The sequence below is a fragment of the Acidimangrovimonas pyrenivorans genome (assembly GCF_042643245.1).
In the GTDB taxonomy this organism is placed as follows: domain Bacteria; phylum Pseudomonadota; class Alphaproteobacteria; order Rhodobacterales; family Rhodobacteraceae; genus Acidimangrovimonas; species Acidimangrovimonas pyrenivorans.
The window spans coordinates 218,985-242,815 of sequence record NZ_JBHRSK010000004.1 but is presented as its reverse complement, the minus strand read 5'-3'; the positions used below and the strand labels follow the sequence as shown (position 1 = coordinate 242,815).

The 23,831-nt window shown below is 69.0% G+C and carries 23 protein-coding genes; 8 read left to right on the top strand and 15 right to left on the bottom strand.

Annotation, left to right across the window (positions count from 1 at the left end; translation table 11 throughout):
* Window positions 1-296 precede the first annotated feature (296 nt).
* The 5 genes from ACFOES_RS04120 to ACFOES_RS04100 all read left to right on the top strand — a co-directional run bounded on the left by ACFOES_RS04120 (window position 297) and on the right by ACFOES_RS04100 (window position 5,307).
* Entirely contained in the window at window positions 297-1,538 is a 1,242-nt protein-coding gene (locus tag ACFOES_RS04120; RefSeq protein ID WP_377831908.1) for a branched-chain amino acid ABC transporter substrate-binding protein, read from the top strand.
* Between the two features lie 97 nt (window positions 1,539-1,635).
* Complete coding sequence (locus tag ACFOES_RS04115) at window positions 1,636-2,568, top strand: branched-chain amino acid ABC transporter permease (protein ID WP_377831907.1); 933 nt, start codon at window positions 1,636-1,638, stop codon at window positions 2,566-2,568.
* Window positions 2,565-3,830 (top strand): branched-chain amino acid ABC transporter permease, encoded by a 1,266-nt coding sequence (locus ACFOES_RS04110; protein ID WP_377831906.1) that lies wholly within the window; start codon window positions 2,565-2,567, stop codon window positions 3,828-3,830. Before ACFOES_RS04115 ends, ACFOES_RS04110 begins: the two co-directional genes overlap by 4 nt.
* Complete coding sequence (locus ACFOES_RS04105) at window positions 3,827-4,603, top strand: ABC transporter ATP-binding protein (RefSeq protein ID WP_377831905.1); 777 nt, start codon at window positions 3,827-3,829, stop codon at window positions 4,601-4,603. Before ACFOES_RS04110 ends, ACFOES_RS04105 begins: the two co-directional genes overlap by 4 nt.
* Complete coding sequence (locus tag ACFOES_RS04100) at window positions 4,600-5,307, top strand: ABC transporter ATP-binding protein (RefSeq protein ID WP_377831904.1); 708 nt, start codon at window positions 4,600-4,602, stop codon at window positions 5,305-5,307. The genes ACFOES_RS04105 and ACFOES_RS04100 overlap by 4 nt, the downstream gene beginning before the upstream one ends.
* A 262-nt stretch (window positions 5,308-5,569) precedes the next feature.
* Here ACFOES_RS04100 and ACFOES_RS04095 read toward each other — a convergent pair whose 3' ends face one another.
* Both ACFOES_RS04095 and ACFOES_RS04090 read right to left on the bottom strand, forming a co-directional pair.
* Complete coding sequence (locus tag ACFOES_RS04095; protein WP_377831903.1) at window positions 5,570-6,478, bottom strand: alpha/beta fold hydrolase; 909 nt, start codon at window positions 6,476-6,478, stop codon at window positions 5,570-5,572.
* Window positions 6,468-8,099, bottom strand: a complete 1,632-nt coding sequence (locus tag ACFOES_RS04090) for a long-chain fatty acid--CoA ligase (protein WP_377831902.1) — start codon at window positions 8,097-8,099, stop codon at window positions 6,468-6,470. The genes ACFOES_RS04095 and ACFOES_RS04090 overlap by 11 nt, the downstream gene beginning before the upstream one ends.
* A gap of 145 nt (window positions 8,100-8,244) precedes the next feature.
* Here ACFOES_RS04090 and ACFOES_RS04085 point away from each other — a divergent pair, with 145 nt between their 5' ends.
* Entirely contained in the window at window positions 8,245-9,009 is a 765-nt protein-coding gene (locus ACFOES_RS04085; RefSeq protein ID WP_377831901.1) for an SDR family NAD(P)-dependent oxidoreductase, read from the top strand.
* A 106-nt stretch (window positions 9,010-9,115) separates the two neighbouring features.
* Here ACFOES_RS04085 and ACFOES_RS04080 read toward each other — a convergent pair whose 3' ends face one another.
* The 4 genes from ACFOES_RS04080 to ACFOES_RS04065 all read right to left on the bottom strand — a co-directional run bounded on the left by ACFOES_RS04080 (window position 9,116) and on the right by ACFOES_RS04065 (window position 13,707).
* A complete protein-coding gene (locus ACFOES_RS04080) occupies window positions 9,116-10,144 on the bottom strand; it encodes a histone deacetylase family protein (protein ID WP_377831900.1) in 1,029 nt (342 codons plus the stop codon).
* A 56-nt stretch (window positions 10,145-10,200) separates the two neighbouring features.
* Entirely contained in the window at window positions 10,201-11,673 is a 1,473-nt protein-coding gene (locus tag ACFOES_RS04075) for a carboxypeptidase M32 (protein WP_377831899.1), read from the bottom strand.
* Window positions 11,673-12,830 carry a heme A synthase gene (gene ctaA, locus ACFOES_RS04070; protein WP_377831898.1) on the bottom strand — a complete coding sequence of 386 codons (1,158 nt, stop codon included), beginning with the start codon at window positions 12,828-12,830 and terminating at the stop codon, window positions 11,673-11,675. Before ctaA ends, ACFOES_RS04075 begins: the two co-directional genes overlap by 1 nt.
* A 145-nt stretch (window positions 12,831-12,975) precedes the next feature.
* A complete protein-coding gene (locus ACFOES_RS04065; protein ID WP_377831897.1) occupies window positions 12,976-13,707 on the bottom strand; it encodes an RNA methyltransferase in 732 nt (243 codons plus the stop codon).
* Window positions 13,708-13,913: 206 nt separating this feature from the next.
* On the opposite strand from ACFOES_RS04065, the gene ACFOES_RS04060 reads away from it, so the two are divergent.
* Window positions 13,914-14,534, top strand: a complete 621-nt coding sequence (locus ACFOES_RS04060; RefSeq protein ID WP_377831896.1) for a thiamine phosphate synthase — start codon at window positions 13,914-13,916, stop codon at window positions 14,532-14,534.
* Window positions 14,535-14,723: 189 nt separating this feature from the next.
* On the opposite strand, the gene ACFOES_RS04055 is transcribed toward ACFOES_RS04060, so the two are convergent.
* From ACFOES_RS04055 to ACFOES_RS04045, 3 genes are all read right to left on the bottom strand, one after another.
* Window positions 14,724-15,551 carry a lysophospholipid acyltransferase family protein gene (locus ACFOES_RS04055; RefSeq protein WP_377831895.1) on the bottom strand — a complete coding sequence of 276 codons (828 nt, stop codon included), beginning with the start codon at window positions 15,549-15,551 and terminating at the stop codon, window positions 14,724-14,726.
* Window positions 15,548-16,396, bottom strand: a complete 849-nt coding sequence (locus ACFOES_RS04050; RefSeq protein ID WP_377831894.1) for a GNAT family N-acetyltransferase — start codon at window positions 16,394-16,396, stop codon at window positions 15,548-15,550. Before ACFOES_RS04050 ends, ACFOES_RS04055 begins: the two co-directional genes overlap by 4 nt.
* 144 nt (window positions 16,397-16,540) lie before the next feature.
* Window positions 16,541-16,714: a DUF3553 domain-containing protein gene (locus ACFOES_RS04045; protein ID WP_377833001.1), complete on the bottom strand. Its 174-nt coding sequence runs from the start codon at window positions 16,712-16,714 to the stop codon at window positions 16,541-16,543.
* Between the two features lie 54 nt (window positions 16,715-16,768).
* On the opposite strand from ACFOES_RS04045, the gene ACFOES_RS04040 reads away from it, so the two are divergent.
* A complete protein-coding gene (locus tag ACFOES_RS04040; protein ID WP_377831893.1) occupies window positions 16,769-17,386 on the top strand; it encodes a histidine phosphotransferase family protein in 618 nt (205 codons plus the stop codon).
* 11 nt (window positions 17,387-17,397) lie between these two features.
* Here ACFOES_RS04040 and ACFOES_RS04035 read toward each other — a convergent pair whose 3' ends face one another.
* From ACFOES_RS04035 to tatB, 6 genes are all read right to left on the bottom strand, one after another.
* Window positions 17,398-18,663 carry a glutamate-5-semialdehyde dehydrogenase gene (locus ACFOES_RS04035; RefSeq protein WP_377831892.1) on the bottom strand — a complete coding sequence of 422 codons (1,266 nt, stop codon included), beginning with the start codon at window positions 18,661-18,663 and terminating at the stop codon, window positions 17,398-17,400.
* A gap of 199 nt (window positions 18,664-18,862) precedes the next feature.
* Window positions 18,863-20,005: a glutamate 5-kinase gene (gene proB, locus ACFOES_RS04030; protein ID WP_377831891.1), complete on the bottom strand. Its 1,143-nt coding sequence runs from the start codon at window positions 20,003-20,005 to the stop codon at window positions 18,863-18,865.
* On the bottom strand, window positions 19,993-21,021 hold the full coding sequence (obgE, locus tag ACFOES_RS04025) for a GTPase ObgE (protein ID WP_377831890.1): 1,029 nt from the start codon (window positions 21,019-21,021) through the stop codon (window positions 19,993-19,995). The genes proB and obgE overlap by 13 nt, the downstream gene beginning before the upstream one ends.
* Before the next feature lie 269 nt (window positions 21,022-21,290).
* Window positions 21,291-22,127 (bottom strand): ATP-binding protein, encoded by an 837-nt coding sequence (locus ACFOES_RS04020; RefSeq protein WP_377831889.1) that lies wholly within the window; start codon window positions 22,125-22,127, stop codon window positions 21,291-21,293.
* The gene (tatC, locus tag ACFOES_RS04015) at window positions 22,124-23,071 is read right to left on the bottom strand and encodes a twin-arginine translocase subunit TatC (protein WP_377831887.1); all 948 of its coding nucleotides are present in this window, start codon (window positions 23,069-23,071) and stop codon (window positions 22,124-22,126) included. Before tatC ends, ACFOES_RS04020 begins: the two co-directional genes overlap by 4 nt.
* Window positions 23,068-23,802, bottom strand: coding sequence for a Sec-independent protein translocase protein TatB (gene tatB, locus ACFOES_RS04010; RefSeq protein WP_377831886.1), 735 nt, complete (start codon window positions 23,800-23,802; stop codon window positions 23,068-23,070). The genes tatC and tatB overlap by 4 nt, the downstream gene beginning before the upstream one ends.
* Window positions 23,803-23,831: the final 29 nt, after the last annotated feature.

The window sequence follows — 23,831 nt, the reverse complement described above, 5'->3', positions numbered from 1 at the left end:
CCTCCCTTGCCCGCGGCGCGGCCGGGCCTTCGCCCGCATCCCTCTGCCGCGGTGTGTGAAATTCCGTATCAAAGCGCCCGGCCGGACCCGGAACGGGCCTGACGCGCGGCCTCCCTGCCCGTCGCGTCCCCTGCTGCCGATGCAGAGTTGCTTTTCGCATAGCAGAATAGAGTTCCGCAAAATCCTTGACAAGAGAGCCCTTCCCCCTTTTGCATTGGTATCGGAGTTGCCAGCCGGCGCACGGGCAAGGCGACGCAGATCGTCCCCTGCCGGCCCAACCAATAGGGAGGAGACCCATGCGATTCCTGAAGATGCTCGGGGCCGCAGCCGCTGTTGCGCTGTCCGGTCTGGGCGCGGCCACCATGGCCCAAGCCGACACGATCAAGATTGCCTATATCGACCCGCTGTCCGGGCCCTTCGCCAATGTCGGCGATGCCGGGCTCAAGCATTTCACCTATGCCGCCGACATGATCAACGCCAAGGGCGGCGCTGCGGGGATGAAGGTCGAGATCGTACCCTTCGACAACAAGATCAACCCCAAGGAAAGCCTGATCCAGCTGCAGAAGGCGATCGACCAGGGCATCCACTACATCACCCAGGGCAACGGCTCTTCGGTAGCCTCGGCGCTGATCGACGCCATCGACAAGCACAACCGCCGCAACCCGGGCGACGAGGTGGTGTTCCTCAACTACGCCGCGGTCGACCCGGCCTTCACCAATGACCGCTGCAGCTTCTGGCATTTCCGCTTCGACGCCGATGCCGACATGAAGATGGCGGCGTTGACCGACTGGCTGGCGAAACAGAAGGACATCAAGAAGGCCTATATCATCGGCCAGGACTATTCCTTCGGCAAGGCGGTGGCCAAGGCGGCCGTCAGCATGATCAAGGCCAAGCGGCCCGACATCGAGATCGTCGGCAACGAGCTGCACCCGCTGGGCAAGGTCAAGGACTTCACGCCCTACGTGCAGAAGATCACCGCCTCGGGCGCCCAGGTCGTCATCACCGGCAACTGGGGCCAGGACCTGTCGCTGCTGATCAAGGCGGCGGCCGATGCGGGCCAGAAGATCCCCTACCTGACCTTCTACGGCGGCGGCCTCGGCACGCCGACGGCGATGGGCAAGGCCGGCGTCGGCCTGGTCAAGCAGGTGTCCGAGTTCAACTCGAACATCCCGACCTCGCCGGAACAGCGCGCGGTGATGGACGACTTCCAGAAGAAATACGGGGTCGACTACTACTACCTGCGCGTCTTCACCCTGATGGGGATGTTCGAGAAGGCGGTCAACGAGGTCGGCAGCGCCGATCCGGCAAAGGTCGCCAAGGCGCTCGAAGGCATGACCTACGACACGCCCTACGGTCCGGTCAGCATGCGGGCTGACAACCACCAGCTGCTGCAGAACCTCTATATCTCGACCTTCTCGGACAAGGCGAAATACGGCGTCGAGGGGCTGCCCTACGGCTTCGTCACCGATCCGGGCGGAGAGATCCCGGCGGCCGATACCAAGATGGCCACCACTTGCAAGATGAAGCGTCCGGGCTGACCGGCCTGACGCCTGCACTCTAGAGCCGCGCGCCCGGCCCTCCGGGCGCGCGACCACCGGGGCGCCCTCGGGCGGACCCGTGCAAGCCGGGGACATCATGGAAACCATTCTCTTTTCGCTCCTCAACGGGGTCATCTACGGGCTGCTGCTGTTCATGCTGTCGAGCGGCCTGACGCTGATCTTCAGCATGATGGGCGTGCTCAACTTCGCCCATGCCAGCTTCTACATGCTGGGCGCCTATTTCGCCTTCGCCGTCGGCTCGGTCACCGGTTTCTGGGTGGCGCTGTTCCTCGCCCCGGTCCTTGTCGGACTGGTCGGTGCCGGGGTCGAGAAATGGGGGCTCAGGCGGGTCCATGGCGGCGGCCATGTCGCGGAACTGCTGTTCACCTTCGGCCTCGCCTACCTGATCGACGAGCTGGTCAAGATCGTCTTCGGCAAGCTGCCGGTGGCCTATGAAGTGCCCGCCGCGCTCGACTTCCCGCTCTTCACCCTGTTCGGCACCCAGTACCCGGCCTATCGCGGCTTCATGCTGCTGATCTCGGTCGCGATGCTGGCGGCGCTGTGGTACCTGCTCAAGCGCACCCGCGCCGGGCTGATCATCCAGGCGGCGCTGACCCATCCGCACATGGTCGGCCATCTCGGCCACAACGTGCCGCGCATCTTCATGACCGTCTTCGGCTTCGGCTGCGGCCTTGCCGGCCTCGCCGGCGTCATCGGCGGCAACTACCTCGTCACCGAGCCGGGCATGGCCACCTCGATCGGGCCGATCGTCTTCGTCGTCGTCGTCGTCGGCGGCATGGGCAGCCTCGAGGGCGCCTTCATCGCCTCGCTGCTGATCGGCCTGCTGCAGACCTTCGCGATCTCGATCGACACCACCTTCGGCGAGATCTTCGGCTTCGCCGGCCTCAGCCCGAGCTCCGAACTCGGCGGCATCTCGATCGCCTCGATCGCGCCGATGCTGCCCTTCCTGCTTCTCGTGCTGGTGCTGATGATCCGCCCGCGCGGCCTGATGGGAGACCGTGAATTTTGACCGACACCTTCACCCCGGCCAGCCTCGCGCCCTCGGCGGCCGAGAAATTCCGCACCCGCGTGCTGCCGTTTCTGGCGATGGCGGCGATCCTGGCGCTGATCCCGGCGCTGGGGCCGTCGCGCAGCCTGCTGACGCTGTTCAACGCCATCGGCATCAACATCGTCTTCGCCCTGTCCTACAACATGCTGCTGGGCCGGGCCGGACTGCTGTCCTTCGGCCACGCGGTCTATTTCGGCCTTGGCGGCTATGCCGCGATGCATGTCATGCAGGCGGTCGATGACGGCAACGGCCTGTGGGCCCACTTCCCGATGGTCGCCCTGCCGCTGGTCGGCTTCGCCGGCGGGCTGCTGGCGGCGGCGGTGATCGGCTGGCCCTCCTGCAAGCGCGCCGGCATCCCCTTCGCGATGATCTCGCTCGGCATCGCCGAGCTGATCGCCTCGGCCGGCTTCATGTTCGTCTCGCTGTTCGGCGGCGAGGAGGGCATCTCGGGCGATCGGACCTACGGCCCGCTGCTGTTCGGCTTCGACCTCGGGCCGATCGGCAATGTCTACTGGTTCATCGCCTTCTGGACCCTGCTGGCGACCGTCGCCATGTTCGCCTTCACCCGCACGCCGCTGGGCAAGATCGGCGAGGCGGTGCGCGACAACCCGCAGCGGGTCGAGTTCGTCGGCTACGACCCGCAGCGCGTGCGCTACCTGATCTTCATGGCCGCCGGCGGCTTCGCCGGGCTGGCCGGCGGCATGGCGGCCGTGACCTACGAGATCTTCACGCCCGAGTCGCTGTCGCTGCTGCCCTCCGGCTTCGTGCTGCTGATGGCCTATGTCGGCGGCATCCGCTTCTTCGCCGGGCCGATCCTGGGCGCCGTCGCCCTGACCTACATGCAGTCGAACCTGTCGGATTTCTCGGCCGCCTGGCAGCTCTATCTCGGCCTGCTCTTCGTCTCGATCGTCCTTTTCGCCCCGGCCGGCCTGGCCGGGATCTTCGGCGCGATCTGGACCGGGATGCGCAGCCCGGGCGCCGGGGCGCGCTTGCTCGGCTGGCTCAAGGTCACCGTCGCGGCGCTGCTGGCGGCCGCCGGGCTGGTGATCGTGATCGAGGTCGTCACAAGGATCACCGACGGTTATGGCGAGGTCTTCACCCCCTTCGGCCAGCCGCTGCCGCCCGATAGCGCCCTGACCTGGGGCCTGGCGGCGGTGCTTCTGGTCGCCGGGCTGGGGCTGTTGCGGCTGTGGCTGCCTGGCAAGCGGGAGGGCCGGCGATGACCCCTGCCCTCTCGATCCGGAACCTGACCAAGAATTTCGGCCCGGCCGAGATCATCCGCGGCGTCAGCCTCGACATCCAGCCGGGCGAGCGCCACGCCATCATCGGCCCCAACGGCGCCGGCAAGTCGACCCTGTTCAACCTGATCTCGGGGCTGCATTGGCCGACCGGCGGCACGGTGGCGCTGCATGGTCAGACGATCTCGTGCCTGGCGCCGCATGTCGTCAACCGCATGGGCCTGTCGCGCAGCTTCCAGGTCTCGAACATCTTCGCCAACATGACGGTGCGCGAGAACGTGCGCTGCGCGGTGCTGTGGTCGCTGGGCACCGGCTACAGCTTCTGGCGCAACATCGGCAACCTGAAGGCGGCGCAGCGGCGCACCGCCGAGGTGCTGGACCTGGTCGGGCTGATCGACAAGGCGCATCTGCCCGCCGCCGCCCTGCCCTATGCCGACCAGCGCACGCTGGAGATCGCCATCACCATCGCCGGCGGCGCCGATGTCATCCTGCTCGACGAACCGACCGCCGGGATGAGCCATTCCGAGACCGAGCGTGCCGTCGCGCTGATCGAGAAGACCACGCGCGGCAAGACGCTGCTGATCGTCGAGCATGACATGAGCGTCGTCTTCGGCCTGTCAGACCGGATCTCGGTGCTGGTCTATGGCGAGATCGTCGCCTCGGGCACGCCGGACGAGATCCGCGGCGACCCGAAGGTGCGCGAGGCCTATCTCGGCGACGAGGCCGAAGACCTACCCCTGACCGGAGGCGCCGCATGAGTGACCCGATGCTGTCCGTCCACGGCCTGCACGCCTATTACGGAAAGAGCCACGTGTTGCGCGGGGTTGACCTCGAGATCGGCGAGGGCGAGGTCGTCGCCCTGCTCGGCCGCAACGGCGTCGGCCGCTCGACCACGGTCAAGGCGATCATGGGCGAGGTCGAGCCCGAGGGCGAGATCCGCTTCCGCGGCGAACGGATCGACGGGCTGCAAAGCCACGAGATCGCCCTGCGCGGACTGGGCTACGTGCCCGAGAGCCGCGACATCTTCCCGATGATGACGGTGAGGCAGAACCTGATCCTCGGCATCAAGGACATGAAGAAGCCGGGGCGCTGGACCATCGACCACATGCTCGAGATGTTCCCCAACCTGGCCGCGAGGGCCGACACCGCCGCCGGGGTGCTGTCGGGCGGCGAGAAGCAGATGCTGACGATCTGCCGGACGCTGATGGGCGACCCGCAGCTGATCATGATCGACGAACCGACCGAGGGGCTGGCGCCGCGCATCGTCCACCAGGTCGGCGAGCTGATCGCCGAGATCGCCCGCGCCGGGGTCTCGATCCTGCTGGTCGAGCAGAAGCTGTCGATCGCGCTCAAGATCGCCGCCCGGGTCTATGTCATGGGCCATGGCGAGATCGTCTACAACGGCACGCCCGCCGATTTCGCCACGCGCGAGGATATCCGCAAGGAGTGGCTGGAGGTGTAGGCGCCATTGACATCGGTTTCGCCCGGCGGCACGCCGGGCGGCGCCCGACCCTCGCCGTCACGCCGAAGGCGTGCTTCCAGCACCTCGCCGTCACGCCGAAGGCGTGCTTGCAGCACGACGGGAGGGCGCATTCCGCGGCCGGCCAAGGGGCTCGTCCGGCAAGACGACGGGAAGCGTCGTCCGCAACAGGGGCGTTTCCCGCGCCCACCCGGGGTCGGGCGCCGCCCTTCTCGCCCCGTTCAGACCGGACCGAGGGTCGCCGCTATCCCTCCTCCAGGAACCCGCGGATCGCCTCGACCACCGCCTCGGGCCGCTGATGCGCCAGCCAGTGATCGGTGCCGGGTATCTCGCGCACGCGCAGGTCGTCGCAATAGTCCGCCAGCCCGTCACGGACCTCGGGCACGAAGGCGGTGTCCTCCGGCCCCCAGATCAGCAGATGCGGCATGGTGATGCGCAGCTCGGCCGGATCGATCCCCGCAAGCGGGTCCTCGGCCAGCCGCTCGCCCGGCGCCGGCACGGTGATGCGCGAGGCGCGATACCAGTGGATCATCGCCTTCAGGCCCTCCACCCCGCCCCAGGCCTCGGCATAGGCGGCGCGGCGCTCGGGCGTCATCCAGGACAGGTCCATCTCGGCACTGAACAGCTCGAAGAGCTTGGCGAAATTCTCCGCCGCCAGCACCTGCTCGGAACCCTCGGCACGCAGCCAGGTGATGTACTGGCTGGCCGCCGTCTGGGCCCCGCCGCGCGCCAGCACCTGCTGGAACACCGCCGGATGGACGCTGTTGAGGATCACCAGCCGGTCGATCAGCTCGGGCAGACGGATCGCCAGCGCATAGGCGACGGAGGCCCCCCAATCGTGGCCGATCAGCGCCGCCGCCCGGCCCTCGGGCGCGAAATGGTGGATCATCGCGGCCGCGTCCGCCACCAGCGCCGAGACCTTGTAGCTCTCGATCCCCTCGGGCTTCCACGACTTGCCATAGCCGCGCTGGTCGGGCGCGACGCAATAGTAGCGGTCGGCCAGCTGCGGCAGGATCTCCTCCCAGGCGCCGGAATATTCCGGGAAGCCGTGCAGGAACAGCAGCAGCGGCTTGCCCGGCTCCCCGGCCGTCAGCGCGTGGAAGGGCTTGCCGCCGAGGCTGAACTCGACGGGTTTCAGCGCCTCACTTTGCATCGGGCAGCACGTGCTCGGCGAATTGCCGGCGCAGGGTCAGCTTCGACACCTTGCCCGTCGCCGTCAGCGGCAGCGCGTCGACGAAGACCACGTCGTCCGGCAGCTGCCACTTGGCGAAATGCTCCGACAGCAGGTCCATGAGATCCGAGACCGCCGGTTTCTTGCCTTCCTCGGGGACCACGATCAGCAGCGGCCGCTCGTCCCATTTCGGATGCGGCACCGCGATCACCGCGCAATTGGCGACATCCGGGTGCGACATCACCACGTTCTCGAGGTCGAGCGAGCTGATCCACTCGCCGCCCGACTTGATCAGGTCCTTGGCCCGGTCGGTGATGGTCAGGAAACCGTGCTCGTCGATGGTCGCGATGTCGCCGGTGCCGAACCAGCCCTCGTCGTCGAACGCCTCCCTGGTGGCCTCCTCGTTGTTGTAGTAGCCCGCCGTGACGGTGTTGCCGCGGACGTAGAGGATGCCGGAATGCTGGCCGTCATGCGGCAGCCTGTTGCCGTCCTCGTCGACGATCTTGAGGTCGACGCCGAAGACCGGCCGGCCCTGCTTGGCCTTGAGCGCCATGCGCTTTTCGCGCGGCGCGTCCTGGAGGTAGCTCGGCAGGTTGCCCTGGGTGCCGACCGGGCTCATCTCGGTCATGCCCCAGGCGTGGCAGACGTTGACGCCGGCATCCTCGAACGCCTCGATCATCGAGCGCGGCGCGGCCGAGCCGCCGACGACGACATCGCCGAAGCCCAAGGGCAGCCGGTCGCGCTTCTTGATCTCGGCCAGCAGGCCGAGCCAGACCGTCGGCACGCCCCAGGCCGAATAGACCTGCTCCTTGTCCATCAGCTCGAACAGGCTGGCGCCGTCGAGATGCGGCCCCGGCATCACCAGCGATGCCCCGGCGAGCGGCGCCGAGTAGGGCAGGCCCCAGGCGTTGACGTGGAACAGCGGCACAACGGGCAGGATCTTGCGTCCCTCCTGCAGCGCCCCGGGCAGCGAGACCGCGATCATCATCGCGTGCAGCACCGTCGAGCGCTGGGTGTAGAGCGTGCCCTTGGGGTGGCCGGTGGTGCCGGAGGTATAGCACAGCCCGGCCGCGGTATCCTCGGGGAACTCGGGCCAGTCCATCACCTCCGGCTGGCCCTCGAGCAGCTCCTCGTAGCACAGCGCGTCGAGGCTGTTTTCCGGCATATGCGCCCGGTCGGTCATGATGACGTAGCGCAGGTCGGCGGGCAGCTCGCCCTTCAGCCTCTCGATGATCGGCACGAAGGTGAGGTCGAGGAACAGCAGCTTGTCGGCGGCATGATGGACGATATAGGTCAGCTGCTCGGCGGCCAGCCGCGGGTTGATCGTGTGGCAGACAGAGCCGATGCCCGAGATCGCGTAGTAGAGCTCGAAATGGCGATAGCCGTTCCAGGCCAGGGTGGCGACGCGGTCGCCCGGCTCGATCCCCAGCCCGCGCAGGGCATGGCCCAGCTGGCGCACCCGGCGCGCGGTCTGCTCGTAGCTCTGGCGATGGATGTCGCCCTCGGTCCGGGCCGAGACGATCTCGCTCGTCGGGTGGGCCAGTGCCGCGTATTCCAGAATGTCCGCGATCTTCAGCGGACGCATCATCATCATGCCTTTCACGAGTCCCTCCTCCCAGAACCGGAAAATGTTTTGCATTGCAGAACTTAGTTTCGCATCAATGCAGATGACAAGGGGAGATTGGGCGGAAGCCCCGGGATCGGCGGTTGACCGGGGGGAAACGCCGAAAACAGACAGGGAGGACAGGATGCGGCTTTTCGATCTGACGGGCAAGGTGGCGCTGGTGACCGGCTCGACCAAGGGCATCGGCCGGGCGACGGCCGAGGCGCTGGCCGAGGCCGGGGCGCAGGTCGTGATCTCGTCGCGCCGGCAGGAGGCCTGCGACGCAGTCGCCGCGGGCATCCGGGCAGCCGGCGGCACGGCGGTGGCGATCGCGGCGAACATCTCGGAGGATGCCGAGCTGGAGGCGCTGGTCGACCGCAGCGAGGCCGAGCTGGGCCCGGTCGACATCCTGGTCTGCAATGCCGCCGTGAACCCCTATTACGGCCCCTTCCTCGACACGCCCGACGACGCCTTCGACAAGACGGTGCGGGTCAATATCCGCGCGAACATGCGGCTGGCCAAGCGGGTGATCCCGGGGATGCAGGCCAAGCGCGACGGCGCCATCGTGGTGATCTCGTCGATCGCCGCCTTCAAGGGCTCGGACATGCTCGGCATCTATGCCGTGACCAAGGCCGCCGACACCCAGCTGGTGCGCAACCTCGCCGTCGCCTATGGCGGCGACAACATCCGGGTCAACGGCATCGCGCCGGCGTTGGTCAAGACCGATTTCGCCCGCGCCCTGTGGGAGGACCCGCAGCGGGCCGAGAAGGTGGCGAAGAGCTACGCCCTCGGCCGCCTCGGCGATCCCGACGACATTGCCGGGGCGGCGGTGTTCCTGTCCTCGCCGGCAGCGGGCTGGATGACCGGGCAGACCCTGATCATCGACGGCGGCTGGTCGGCGATGGGGTGAGGACGGGTCACCCGTCCACCTGTTTCGCCCGGCGGCCCGCCGGGCCGGGCGCTGCCCGGTTCTGCTGTTCAACCGCTGGCAAATCGCCCGGCTCGCGGCGCGGGCGTTACCCCAGCGCCTTGTCGTAGCCGGTCAGGAAGCTGGTCAGGTTCTTTCCCAGGTCGTCCTGCACGTAGCCGCCTTCCTGCACGATCACCGCCGGCAGGCCGAGCCCGGCGATGGCGGCGGCGATGCGGGCGAAGCCCGGCGTCGTCACCCGCAGCGCCTTGAACGGGTCGTTCTCATGCGCGTCCAGCCCCAGCGCGACGACGATGACGTCGGCGCCGAAATCGGCGATCCGCGCCAGCGCGCTGTCGAGCGTGCGCAGGTAGTCCGCGTCGCCGGTGCCGCGCGCCAGCGGCAGGTTGAGGTTGTAGCCCAGCCCCTCGCCCTCGCCGCGCTCTTGCGCGTGGCCCCAGAAGAACGGGTAGAAATTGTCGGGATCGCAATGGATCGATACCGTCAGCACGTCGCGGCGGTGGTAGAACATGCCCTGGGTGCCGTTGCCGTGATGGACGTCGACATCGAGGATCGCCGGCCGCTTGCCCGCCCGCAGCAGCGCCTCGGCGGCGATGCCGGAATTGTTGAGAAAGCAGAAGCCGCCGGCAAGATCGGCGAAGGCGTGGTGCCCCGGCGGCCGGCTCAGCGCATAGACCGCGCGCGCGCCGCCCAGCACCGCGTCGACGCCGCTCAGCGCCGTCTGGGCCGACCAGTAGGCCGCTTCCCAGGTGCCCGAGGAGATCGGGCAGGCGGTGTCGGCCTGGTGATAGCCGGCCTGCCCCACCGGCCCGCTGGGATAGGAGACGGTGCGGCGGTCGGGATGGACGTTGGGAATGACCTCGTCCGAGGCGCCGTTGAGCCGGCTCCAGCGGGCGTGGATGGTGCGCAGGAAGGTCAGGTACTCGGCCGAGTGCACCGCCGCGATCGGACCGAGGCCGTGATCTGTGGGCGCCTCGAAACCGCAGCCCGCTTCCCGCGCCGCTGCGCCCAGGATCTCGATCCGCCGCGGCGTTTCCGGGTTCGGCCGCCTTTCGCCGGCGGCGATGAAGTTCTGCGGGTCGTGGGCGGCCTGGCGGTCGTCGAAGATGGCTCGCATTCGCTTCCTCCCTGGGGGTGGTCCGTCATCGAACAGGGGGCCGAAGCCCCCTGCCCTCACAGCTTGTAGATGTCGCCGAACTTGGCTTCGAGATAGTCGAGCAGCGGCGCCTCGCTGGGCTCTTCGCCGCAAGCCCGGGCGATCACCTCGCGCGGCTGGTAGAGGCCGCCGTGGCGCTGGACCTTGTCGCGCAGCCATTCGGTGGCCGGCGCCGCGGTGCCGCGCGCCAGCGCCGCGTCGACATCCGGCACCTCGGCCCGCAGCGCCTTGTTGAGGCAGCCGGCATAGACATTGCCCAGCGAATAGGTCGGGAAGTAGCCGAACAGGCCGACCGACCAATGCACGTCCTGCAGCATGCCGTTGGCCGGCAGGTCGACCGCGACGCCGAAATCGGCCAGGAAGCGGGCGTTCCATGCCTCCTCGAGGTCGGCCACCTCCAGCGTGCCGGCGATCATCTGGCGCTCGAGATCGAAGCGCAGCATGACGTGGAGGTTGTAGTTCACCTCGTCCGCCTCGGTCCGGATATAGCCCGGCTGGACCCGGTTGACGGTGCCGTAGAACGCCTCGGCATCGGCCACCGACAGGGCGCCGAACTCCTCGGTCATGCGCTGGAACAGCCAGCCGGTGAAGGCGCGCGAGCGGCCGAGCTGGTTCTCGTAGATCCGGCTCTGGCTTTCATGCACCCCCATCGAGACGCCATTGCCCAGCGGCGTCAGCAGGTAATCGGGGTCGATGCCCAGCTCGTAGCAGGCGTGGCCGGTCTCGTGCACCGTCGAGTAGATGCAGTTCAGCGGCTCGGCCTCGACCACGCGGGTGGTGATCCGGGCGTCGTTGCCCGAGCCCGACGAGAACGGGTGCACGGCGAGGTCGAGCCGGCCGCGCGTCCAGTCGTAGCCGAAGGCGCTGGCCAGCATCCGCGCCAGCCGCATCTGCGCCTCGGCCGGGAAATGGCCCTCCAGCGGCGCCGGCTGATGCGCCGCCCCCAGCACCGCCTCGCGCAGCGCCACCAGCCGCGGCCGCAGCCGGTCGAACATCGCACCGATGCTCTCGGCCGTGGCGCCGGGCTCGTAATCGTCGAGCAGCGCATCGTAAAGGTCGCCGCCATTCGCCAGCGCCGCCGCTTCCTCGCGCTTCAGAGCGACGACCTGCTTCAGCGTCGGCAGGAACATCCCGACGTCGTTGCGGCCGCGTGCCTCGGCCCAGATGCCCTGGGCCAGGCTGGTGACGCGGGCCAGCTCGGTCGCCAGCCGCGCCGGGATCCGGGTCTGGCGTTCGTAGCTGCGGCGGATATGGCGCAGATGGGCTTCCTCGACCTCGTCGGCGGGCTCGGCCTTGGCCAGCCAGTCGCCGATCCGCGGATCGGTGCGGCGGGCATGCAGCACGCCTTCCAGCGCGCCGATCTCCTCGCCGCGCTGCTCGGTCGCGCCGCGCGGCATCACCGTCTCCTGGTCCCAGCCCAGCCGGCCGGCGATCTGTCCCAGCGCCTCGGTATCGCGCTGGTAGGCCATCAGTTCCTGCATTGCACTCATCAGGCGGTTCCTTTCCGGATCGACCCCAGCCGGGGGTACTGGGCAAGATTGCGGGCGCGCAGCACCAGCACCCAGAGCAGCACCGCGCCCAGCTGGTGGGTGATGGCGATGTCGAGCGGCGCGGCATTGAGCGCGGTGAAGATCCCCAGCGTGACCTGGATCAGCAGCATGCCGGCGACCATCGAGAACGCCCGCCGCACCGAGGCATGGGACGAGCGCCGTGCCCGGGTCCAGACGAAGAGGCCGTAGGCGAACAGCGTATAGGCCACCATGCGGTGGATGAACTGGACCAGGCCGGCATTCTCGAAGAAGGCGTAGAACCACGGGCTGTCGGGGACGTAGAAGGCGTCGGCCGGGAAGAACTGGCCGTTCATGTCGGGCCAGGTCGGGAAGTAGCGCCCGGCGTCGATCCCGGCGGTCATCGCGCCCATCAGAATCTGCAGGAAGGCGAGGTGCATCAACCCGGTGGCCATGCCGAACAGCCGTTTCTCGCGCGAGCGCCGGGCCTGGATCAGCTCGGATTCGGAGCGGCCGAGCAGCAGGATGTACCAGGCGGTGAAGCCGAGGATGATGAAGGCGATGCCAAGGTGGGTGGCAAGCCGGTAGGAGGCGACCGAGATCATCCGCCCGGTCAGCCCCGACGACACCATCCACCAGCCGATCGCGCCCTGCAACCCGCCAAGCGCCCCCAGCCACAGCAGCCGCTTGGTCCAGCCGGTGGGGATCTTCCTCGTCAGCCAGAAGAACAGGAAGCCCAGGCCCCAGACCAGGCCGATGAAACGGCCGATCTGGCGGTGGCTCCATTCCCACCAGTAGATGAACTTGAACTCGCTCAGGGTCATGCCCTTGTTGAGGATCTCGTATTGCGGGCTCTGCTTGTAGAGGGCGAATTCGTGCTGCCAGTCGGCAGCGTTCATCGGCGGCATCGCCCCGGTAATCGGCTTCCACTGGGTGATCGACAGCCCGCTATCCGTCAGCCGGGTCAGGCCGCCGACCGCGATCATGGTCACGACCAGGGCGAAGATCAGCATCAGCCAGAGCCGAATCGCCTTGCGCGCGCCGCTGGTGTCGCGGCTGATCATGCCGCCCTTCGGCGCCTGTTTCGTCGCCGCGCCCTCGGCGCCGACCTCTTCGAAAATGCTGCGTTTTTCCGCCATGCACCCCTCCGTTCCGCGCGCGGACACTAGGCTCCCCGCCACGGCGCCGCAAGAGCGCCGATCGCCGCCATCGCCGCCTCGGCGCGGCGATCGCCTCAGGCGGCGATCCCGTCTTCGTGAACCTGCCGGCCCCGGCGCCGCCGGATCAGTCCCGGCGCCTGGCCCGGGCGATCTGGCGCAGCATGCCGTGCAGGGTCTGGACATCGGCCCGGGTCAGCGGCAGCCGCGCCCACATGTTGCGCAGGTTGAGCTTCATCCCCGGCGCCTTCTGCGGCGGGAAGAAGAAGCCGGCCGCCTCGAGATCCTCCTCGAAGTGGTCGCCCAGCTTCTCGATCTCGATCCCCTCGGCGAAATCGGTATTGGCCAGCGCCATCACCTCCGGCGCCACCTCCGAGCCCTGCCGGCCCAGCTCGTAGGCCACCAGCAGCACGCATTGACCGAGGTTGAGCGAGGCGAAGTCGGGGTTGACCGGCACCGAGATGATCGCGTTGGCCAGGGCGACGTCCTCGTTCTCCAGCCCGGCCCTCTCGGGCCCGAACATCACGCCGACGGTCTTGCCCTCGGCCATCAACGCCCGCGCCTGTTCCATCGCCCGTTCCGGCGTCAGCACCGGCTTGGTGATGCCGCGCGGCCGCGCCGTGGTGGCGAAGACGTAATGGCAATCGGCGATCGCCTCGGCCACCGAGCCGAACAGCCCGGCCCCGTCCAGCACCCGCCCCGCGCCGCTGGCCATCGCCGCCGCCTTGGGGTTGGGCCAGCCGTCGCGCGGATCGACCAGCCGCATCCGCTGCTGGCCGAAATTCAGCATCGCCCGCGCCGCGGCGCCGATATTCTCGCCCATCTGCGGCCGCACGAGGATGAAGGCTGGCTGGCTCATGATCGCTCCCTGAAAGACCCGCGCCTGATACGCCGCCCGCCCCCGTGGTTCAAGCGCCAAGCCTTTTCCCTTTCATCTTCATGCAAGTATCCCGGGGGTCCGGGGGCAGCGCCCCCGGCGTTCTCCAGCCGCGCCCGCGGCCCTTCCCCCATGGCCAAAGCCGTGAAAAACCGCTACAGCGGCGCCAAAGACCTTAGGATATCGCCATGGCCGAGACCGAGCGCCCGCAGATCTATCTCATCACCCCTCCCGCCTTTTCGCTGGACAGCTTTCCCGACCGCCTCGCCGCCGTGCTCGACGCGGTCGAGACCGCCTGCATCCGGCTGGCGCTGGCGAGCCAGGACGAGGGCGAACTGGGCCGCGCCGCCGATGCCCTGCGCGAGGTCGCCCATGCCCGCGACATCGCCCTGGTGATCGAGAAGCACCAGCTGCTGGTCGAGCGCCACGGGCTCGACGGCATCCACCTGACCGACGGCGCGCGCAGCGTGCGCAAGGCGCGCAAGGCGCTCGGCGACGATGCCATCGTCGGCACCTTCTGCGGCGGCTCGCGCCATGACGGCATGACGGCAGGCGAGATGGGGGCGGATTACGTCGCCTTCGGCCCGGTCGGCGCCTCGCCGCTGGGCGACGGCAGCCAGGCGCCGGACGAGCTTTTCGCCTGGTGGTCGGAGATGATCGAGGTCCCCGTCGTCGCCGAGGGTGCGCTGACGGTCGAGCGGGTCGCGGCCCTGGCGCCGATCACCGATTTCTTCGCCATCGGCGAGGAAATCTGGGCCGCCGAGGATGCGGCACAGGCGCTCAAGGAGCTGCTGGCGCCACTGGGCTGAGACAGGCAGCGCGGTCTCTCAGCACTTGCCTTTCGCCCGGCGGCACGCCGGGCGGCGCCCGCCCCTCCCCCCCGGGAGGGCGCAATCCGATGTCGGTCAAGTGGAACGACCGTAAGGCTTAACAGCCTGCGCCGAATCCAGCCGTCGCGAGCGCCCACCCAGGGTCGGGCGCCACCCTTTCGGCAAGGTTCAGTCCTCCGCCAGCCCCGCCAGAGGCCCGCGCACCGCGGCCTCGCAATGGGCCGCCAGCGCCTTGCGGCCGGGGAAATCATCGACATTGACCGGGTCGTGAAAGACGATCTCGACCGCGCCCTGCCGCCGCGCCGCCAGCACCTTGAGCAGATGCGGCGCGAAGTCCATCTCGCCCCACCAGCCGTAGAAGCGGCGGTCCGCGCCCTCGGGCGCGCGGTAGACCACCGACACCGGCTGGATATGCATCACGTGTTCCAGCCCGTGGGTATAGAACGCCTCGAACAGGGTCGACTTGAACGGCAGCACCCGCAGCCCGTCGGTGCTGGTGCCCTCGGGGAAGAACAGCAGCTTGTGGCCGGCCCGCAGCCGGGCCTCGAAGAGTTCCTTCTGCGCCTTTGCTTCGCGCCCGCGCCGGGCGATGAACACGGTCCCGGTCGCCCGCGCCAGCCAGCCGATCCCGGCCCAGCCAGCAACCTCGGCCTTGGCGACGAAATAGATCCGCTGCACCGCGTTCAGGGTGAAGATGTCGAGCCAGGAGGCATGGTTGGCGACCACCGCCCCCTTCATCTGCATCGGCCGGCCGCGCACCGTCAGCCGGATGCCGAGGATCACCAGCGCCGCGCGACAGACGAATTGGGTGATATGGGGCGTCAGCGGCCGGTTGAGACCGCAGAGCGGCCGCTCGACCAGCCGCACCAGCAAGAGCAGCAGCAGGCAACCATAGGTGACCGTGCCCAGCACCGCCCCGCGCAGCAGCGCCCGGGTCCAGCCGGCAGCGCCCAGGGGCTGCGGCGCCGGCTCCTCGACCCCCTGCCAGACGCTCACCTGGGCGCCTCCGCCTTGCCCCCGTCCGCCTCGCGCCCGCCTGCCTTGCCTCCGCCCGCCTTGCGCCCCTCGGCGTGTTTGCGGGTATAGAAGCCCTTGTGCTTCTCGGACATCAATGCCGTGTCCATCAGCAGGCAGACATCGGTGGTGTTGAAGTCGTGATCGACGAAGGCGCCCTCGCCGACGACCCCGCCGAGCCGCAGATAGGCCTTGATCAGCGCCGGCGTGCCGACCATGGCGGCGCGGCGGTCGATCTGGTCCTCCGGCACCAGGTCCATGCGCTGGAAATGCTCGGGCCGGGCCCGCACCCGCAGCTCCTCGGGCGCGAGATGCCTGGCATGGAGATAGGCCAGCGGCATCCGCAGCGCCTCGATATCGGTGCCGTGGAAGCTGGCGACGCCGAACAGCACCTCGATGCCGTGGTCGAGCACGTAATCCGCCAGCCCGTTCCAGAGATGGAACATCGCCGTGCCGCCGCGATAGTCGGCATCGACGCAGGAGCGGCCCAGCTCCAGCAGCCGCCGGCCGCTGGCCTTCAGCGGCGCCAGATCGTATTCGGTTTCCGAATAGAAGCGGCCGAACTCCGCGGCCCGGTCGCCGGTCAGCAGCCGGTAGACGCCGACGACGTGATCCAGCGCCGCGGCGTCGCGGCGGGTGTCGACCAGGATCATGTGGTCGAAGACCGGATCGAAGGCGTCACGCTCCAGCCGCCGCTCGTGATCGACCAGGCTGCCCGACCCGCCCAGCTCCTCGACGAAGACCCGGTAGCGCAGCCGTTGCGCGGCCTCCAGGTCCTGCGCGTCGCGGGCCAGGCGGAGCTCGAAATGGGGATCGTCAGCGATCATCGAAACGGGGCGTCATGCTCGGTCCTGCGGGTCGCCGGGTTGTAGGCGCTGGCCGGCGCGATTGCAACAACAACGCGGCAGAGGGATCTTGATGGCGCGGCACAAGACGATTGCATCGGGCGCGAGATGCAACCTAAGCTGGCGTCACGTGTCGGAATGCAGCTGCAGGAACACGTGCCGGCCGTCGATCACCACCTTGCCGGCATGTTCGAAATTCACCGTGATCCTGTCGCCGATCTTCGACTGGACCTGGCCCAGCCCCCATTCGGGCCGGTCGGGATGGCGGACGAGCATGCCCGGTTCGAGGATGTCGTTCAGGTCCGCCATTGCCGATCCCTTCGTAACCAGTGCGTCAATTCGAGAGTGTTTGCCATGACCGTTCCCGCCGTTCCTCCCGCCCCGCAGTTGTCGGCCCTTGTCGGCTCGCGCATCTGCCATGACCTTATCGGCCCTCTCGGCGCGATCGGCAACGGGATCGAACTGCTCGGCCTCGACGGCGCCGGCGGCGGGGCCGAACTCGACCTGATCACGCAGAGCGTGCGCAACGCCCATGCCCGCATCCGCTTCTTCCGCATCGCCTTCGGTGCCGCCGCCGCCGATGCGCGCCTGGGCCGGCCCGAGATCGTGGCGATCCTCGCGGACCTGACCGCGACCGGCCGGCTCAAGGCCGACTGGCACGTGCCGGGCGACCTGCCGCGGCGCGAGGTCAAGCTGGCCTTCCTGGCCCTGCAATGCCTCGAAACCGCGATGCCCTTCGGCGGCCGCGTCACCTTCTCGGCCGATGCGCGCGGCTGGGAGGCACGGGGCCGGGCGCCCCGTCTGCAGCCCGACCCGGCGCTCTGGAAGCTGCTGGAGGGCACCGCCGCGCCGGAAGCGGCCGAGCTCTCCGCCGCCCAAGTGCAATACGCGCTGCTGCCGCTCGAACTGGCGCGGCAGCAGCGGCGGCTGACGGCCGAGCTGGAGGACGGCGCGCTGCGGCTGCGCTGGTAGCCCGGCGCAGCTCAGCCCCGGGTCGCGCCGTCGCCGGTCACCAGGTACTTGAAGCTGGTCAGCTGCTCGGCCCCGACCGGACCGCGGGCATGCATCTTGCCGGTGGCGATGCCGATCTCGGCGCCCATGCCGAACTCGCCGCCATCGGCGAACTGGGTCGAGGCGTTGCGCATCAGGATCGCCGAATCGAGCCGGGCGAAAAAACGCTCGGCCGTCGCATCGTCCTCGGCCAGGATCGCGTCGGTATGGTTCGAGCCGTAGCGCCGGATATGGGCGATGGCCGCGTCGACGCCGTCGACCACCCTGGCCGCGATATCCATGTCGAGATATTCCCGGCCCCAGTCCTCTTCGGTCGCCGGCACGGTGCCGGGCACCTGTGCCAGCGTGGCGTCGGCATGGACCCGCACCCCGGCCGCGACCAGGTCGGCGACCAGCTGCGCGCCCAGCGTCCCGGCGATGGCACGGTCGATCAGCAGGCATTCGGCGGCGCCGCAGATCCCGGTCCGCCTTGTCTTGGCGTTCAGCACCACCTTGCGCGCCTTCTCCGGGTCGGCCGACTTGTCGACATAGACATGGACGATGCCCTCGAGATGGGCGAAGACCGGCACCCGCGCCTCGCGCTGGACCAGCCCGACCAGCCCCTTGCCACCGCGCGGCACGATGACGTCGATGAAGTCGGTCATCTTCAGCATCTCGGCCACCGCCGCCCGGTCGCGGGTCGGCACCAGCTGGATCGCGTCTTCGGGCAGGCCGGCGGCCTTGAGCCCCGCGACCAGGCAGGCATGGATCGCGGTCGAGGAATGGAAGCTCTCCGAGCCGCCGCGCAGGATCACCGCGTTGCCGGCCTTGAGGCAGAGCGCGCCGGCATCGGCGGTGACGTTGGGCCGGCTCTCGTAGATCACCCCGACGACGCCGAGCGGCGTGCGCACGCGCCGGATATGCAGGCCCGAGGGCATGTCCCATTCGGCGATCACCGCGCCGACCGGGTCGGCCTGCGCCGCCACCGCGCGCAGCCCGGCGACGATGCCCTCGATCCGGCCCTCGTCCAGCATCAGCCGGTCCATCATCGCGGCCGATAGCCCCTTGGCGCGGCCGAACTCGAGATCCCTGGCATTGGCCGCGATGATCTCGGCCCGCGCCGCCCAGACCGCGTCGGCGGCGGCATTCAGCGCCGCCGTTTTGGCCTCGGCCGGGGCAAAGGCCAGTTCCGCCGCCGCCGCCTTCGCCCGCGCCCCGATCCCGGCCATCATCGCCGTCACGTCATCCATGTCCTTCATCGCCGTCTCCATCGAAGGCCCCGCCGTCCCACAAGCTGCCAAGGCCGGGGGCGCTGCCCCCGGACCCCCGGAGTATTTGGACAAAGAAGAAATCAGAAGCGCCCCTGCCCTTCTTCCTTGTCCAAATCCTCCCGCCGGAGGCCCACGCCCGCCGTGGCGGGCGTTCCCTGCGCCAGGCTAGATAGCGCAGATCTCCGGCTCAGACCACCATGTCGTCGCGGTGGACCAGCGCGGCACGGCCCGGGTAGCCGAGCAGCGCCTCGATCTCGCCCGAGCGGTGGCCCTTGATCGCCCGGGCCTCGGGCGCGGTGTAGCGGGTCAGGCCCTTGCCCAGCACCGCGCCGTCCGGGCCCTGGATCTCGACCGGATCGCCACGGCCGAAGGCACCGGTGACGGCGGTCACCCCGGCCGGCAGCAGCGACTTGCCCTGGGCCAGGGCCCGGGCGGCGCCGGCATCGACCACCAGCGCGCCGCGCGGCTTCATCGCCGCGATCCAGCGTTTGCGGGCGGCATGAGGATCGCCCTGCGGCAGGAACCAGGTGCAGGGCGCGCCCGCCTCCAGCGCCTGGAGCGGGCGCATCCCCATCCCGGCGGTGATCGCCATGGCGCAGCCCCCCGCCGTCGCCGTCTTGCCGGCGAAAAGCTTGGTCTTCATCCCGCCCTTCGAGACGCCCGAGACCGGATCGCCGGCCATCGCCTCGATCTCGGGCGTGATCTCGTCGATCAGGTCGAAATGCCGGGCGTGCGGGTCGGTCTGCGGATTGGCGCTGTAGAGGCCGTCGACATCCGACAGCAGCACGAGCTGGTCGGCCCCCACCGTCACCGCGATCTGGGCCGCCAGCCGGTCGTTGTCGCCGAAGCGGATCTCGTCGGTGGCCACGGTGTCGTTCTCGTTGACGATCGGCACCACGCCCAGCCCCAGCAGCGTCTCCAGCGTCGCCCTTGCATTGAGGTAGCGGCGGCGGCTGTCGGTGTCCTCGAGCGTCATCAGCACCTGGGCGGTGGTGATGCCATGCGGCGCCAGCGCCTCCTCGTAGGCGCGGGCGAGGCGAATCTGGCCGACAGCGGCGGCGGCCTGGCTCTGCTCCAGCGGCAGGGCGCCGGCGGGCAGGCCGAGCACGGCGCGGCCGAGCGCGATCGAGCCGGAAGAGACCAGGATGACATCGGTGCCGCGAGCGCGCAGCATCGCCACGTCCTCGGCCAGCGCCCTGAGCCAGGCGGCGCGCAGCGGCCCGGCCTCGCGTTCGCCGGGCTTGCCCTCGACCAGCAGGGCCGAACCGATCTTGATCACCAGCCGCCTGGCCTGAGCCAGCTGCGGCCGGGCCGCCGTCACGGCCGCCACGGCGCGTCCTCCTGATCCCCGTCGACCTCGCGGCCCTCGGCGATCCGGGCCCAGAGGGCGCGCAGCACGTCCTGCACGCCCTGCCCGCTCGCCCCCGACATCGGGATCACCCGACCGGCCTCGGCCTCGAGCGCGGCGCGGCGCTCGGCCAGCGTCTCGGGATCGAGCGCGTCGATCTTGTTGAGCGCGGTGATGCGCGGCTTCTCGGCCAGCGCCGGCGAATAGGCGGCGAGTTCGGCGAGGATGGTGCGGTAATCCTCCATCATCGTCTCGGAGGTGCCGTCGACGAGGTGGAGCAGCACCGAACAGCGCTCGACATGGCCGAGGAACAAATCGCCCAGCCCGCGGCCCTCGCTGGCACCGGCGATCAGGCCGGGAATGTCGGCCATGACGAATTCCTTGCCGTCGACGCCGACGACGCCGAGGTTCGGCACCAGGGTGGTGAACGGGTAATCGGCGATCTTGGGCCGGGCGTTCGAGGTCGCGGCGAGGAAGGTCGACTTGCCGGCATTGGGCAGGCCGACGAGGCCGGCATCGGCGATCAGCTTGAGCCGCAGCCAGATCGTGCGCTCGATACCCTCCTGGCCGGGATTGGCGCGGCGCGGCGCCTGGTTGGTCGCGGTCTTGAAATGCAGGTTGCCCCAGCCGCCATTGCCGCCCTTGGCCAGCAGCACGCGCTGGCCCGGTTCGGTCAGGTCGGCGATCAGGGTGACTTCGTCCTCTTCGAGGATCTCGGTGCCGACCGGCACCCGCAGCACGATGTCGTCGCCCGACTTGCCGGTGCGCTGCTTGCCCATGCCGGGCTGGCCGGACTTGGCGAAGAAATGCTGCTGGTAGCGGAAGTCGATCAGGGTGTTGAGCCCCTCGACCGCCTCGGCCCAGACCGAGCCGCCGGTGCCGCCGTCGCCGCCATCCGGGCCGCCGAACTCGACATATTTCTCGCGCCGGAAGCTGACGCAACCGGAGCCGCCGCCGCCCGAGCGGATGTAGACTTTGGCGAGATCGAGGAATTTCATGATGGGCCCCTGAGAAATCAGGGCTCTCCGATAAGGCTTATCGGGGCGACTCTCAAGGGGCCTTGGAGTTGTCCGGGGCGGACACGCCACGGTGACGGGTGACGCCCGACCCCGGGTGGGCGCTTGCAACGGTCGCCTTGAGAGGTCGGTCAAGACCCGCCTGCCAGCCGTGCCCCTTGGCCGATCACGGAATGCGCCCTCTCGGGGGAAGGGTCGGATGCCGCCCGGCGGGGCGCCGGGCGAAAGGCTGGACCGGGCGAGGCTGGCCGCTAGAGCCGCACGCCGCGGCGGCCGGCGAGATCGGTGAAATACTGCCAGGCGACGCGGCCCGAACGGGCGCCGCGCGTCGCCTGCCACTCGATCGCCTCGGCGCGCAGATCGGCGTCGCTGATCTCGACGCCATAGGCGTCGCAATAGCCGCGGATCATGTCGAGATAGTCGTCCTGGCTGCAGGGGTGGAAGCCCAGCCAGAGCCCGAAGCGGTCCGACAGCGAGACCTTCTCCTCGGTCGCCTCGGACGGGCTGATCGCGGTCGAGCGTTCGTTCTCGATCATGTCGCGCGGCATCAGGTGGCGGCGGTTCGAGGTGGCGTAGAACACCACGTTCGCCGGCCGGCCCTCGATGCCGCCATCGAGCACCGCCTTGAGGCTCTTGTAATGCTGGTCGTCATGGGAAAACGACAGGTCGTCGCAGAACAGCAGGAAGCGTTCCTCGCTGTCGCGCAACAGGTGGAGCAGGCGCGAGACCGAGCCGAGATCCTCGCGCTGGATCTCGACGATCTTGAGCTTCTCGCCGCGTGCCAGCACCTCGGCATGGACCGCCTTGACCAGGCTCGACTTGCCCATGCCGCGCGCGCCCCAGAGCAGCGCGTTGTTGGCCGGCAGGCCGCGGGCGAATTGCAGCGTGTTCTCGAGCAGGATGTCGCGCGCCCGGTCGACGCCGATCAGCAGGCCGATCTCGACCCGCGCCACATCGGGCACCGGCGCCAGCCGGTCGGGCGAGACATGCCAGACGAAGGCCTCGGCGCCCGAGAAATCCGGCGCCTGTTGCGGTGGCGGGCTCAGACGCTCGAGCGCCTCGGCGATGCGGATCAGCGGATCAATCATTCCTTGCGGTCCGCGTCGTCGTCCGTGTCGCCGCCCTCAGCGGCCTCTTCGCCCTCTTCGTCCTCGTCCTCGTCGAACTCGCTCTCGTCGAACCACAGGCCCTGAGCGCGCAGCTCAGCCTCGCGCCGCTTCTCGACCCGGCCGACCAGGAAGATCGAGACCTCGTAGAGCCCGTAGACGACGACGAACAGGATCGACTGCGAGACGACGTCGGGCGGGGTGACGACGGCAGCCAGCACCAGGATGCCGACGACGGCCCATTTGCGCACGCCGGCCAGGCCCTTGGCGGTCACCAGCCCGGCCTTGCCCATCAGCGTCAGCAGCACCGGCAGCTGGAAGCAGAGGCCGAAGGCGATGATGAACTTGGTCGTCAGCGCCAGGTATTCCTCGATCGAGCCGTGGAAGGTGATGCCCGCGGTCTCGAGCATCTTGCCGGCATGGCTCGCCGCCGCCTTACCGGCCGCCACCGTGCCATCGTCGATCGGCACCGGCGAGCCCTGCTGGAAGCCGAGGAAGAAGCGGAAGGCCATCGGCAGGATGACGTAATAGGCGAAGGCCGCGCCGAAGAAGAACATCACCGGCGAGGCGATCAGGAACGGCAGGAAGGCGCCGCGCTCGGACTTGTAGAGCCCCGGGGCGATGAAGCGCCACAGCTGGTAGGCGATGACCGGGAAGGCCAGCACGAAGCCGCCGAAGGCCGAGATGCGGATGGCGACGAAGAAGCCCTCCTGCAGCTTGATCATCGTCAGGCTGCAATCCTGGCCGCGATCGGCGAGCGCGCCGCAGACCGGCCGGGTGAGGAAGTTGAAGATCGGGTTGGCGACCGTGTAACAGATCACGATGCCCACGACGAAGGCCAGCACCGAGTAGATCAGCCGGGTGCGCAGCTCGGCCAGATGTTCGATCAGGGGCGCGCTGCTTTCGTCGATCTCTTCGGTGCTCATGCGTCACTCTGCTTGGTGGATTTGGCCCGGGTGGAGGCGGTCTTGGTCGTCTTGGCGCCCGTTTTGCTGGCGGTCGCCTTGCCGGCGGTTGCCTTGCTCGCCGCCGGCTTGGCCGCGGCGCCGGTCGTCTTGCGGGTCGCGGTCTTGGCCGCGGCGCTCTTCGTCGCCGTCGCTTTCGAGGCCGCCGACTTCGAGGCCGTCGACTTCGCCGACGAAGCTTTCGCGGTGGTCGACCTGGTGCCCGCCTTGGCGGTCGATTTCCTGGCCGCGGGCTTGCGCGCCGGCTTGGCCGGTTCGGGATCGCCGTCCAGCTGTTCGCCGGGTTTGCGGCGCTCGTCCAGCTTGGCCATCTCGGCCTCGGCCTTCTCGGCCCGTTCCTTGGCCAGCGCCTCGGTGGCCGGGCCGCGCGGCGCCTCGGGATCGGGCTTGAGCCCGTCCTTGTTCGACCGCTTGACCTCGTCCCAGCTTTCCAGCCGCTCGCTCGCCGACTTCATCGCGTCGAGACCGAACGACTTGGCCGAGGTCAGCGCCTTGAGGTCGCGGGCGACGTCGCCGGCGCCGGCCTCGTCGGCGGCGCTCTCCATCGCGCGCTGGAAGTCGCGCGCCATGCTCCGCGCCTTGGCGGTCACCTGGCCGAGCGCATGGAACATCCGCGGCAGGTCCTTGGGACCGACCACGATCAACGCCACCACACCGATTACGAGAAGCTCGGACCCGCCGATATCAAACATGCGATCTCACTCCGCGCCCGCCGGCCGGC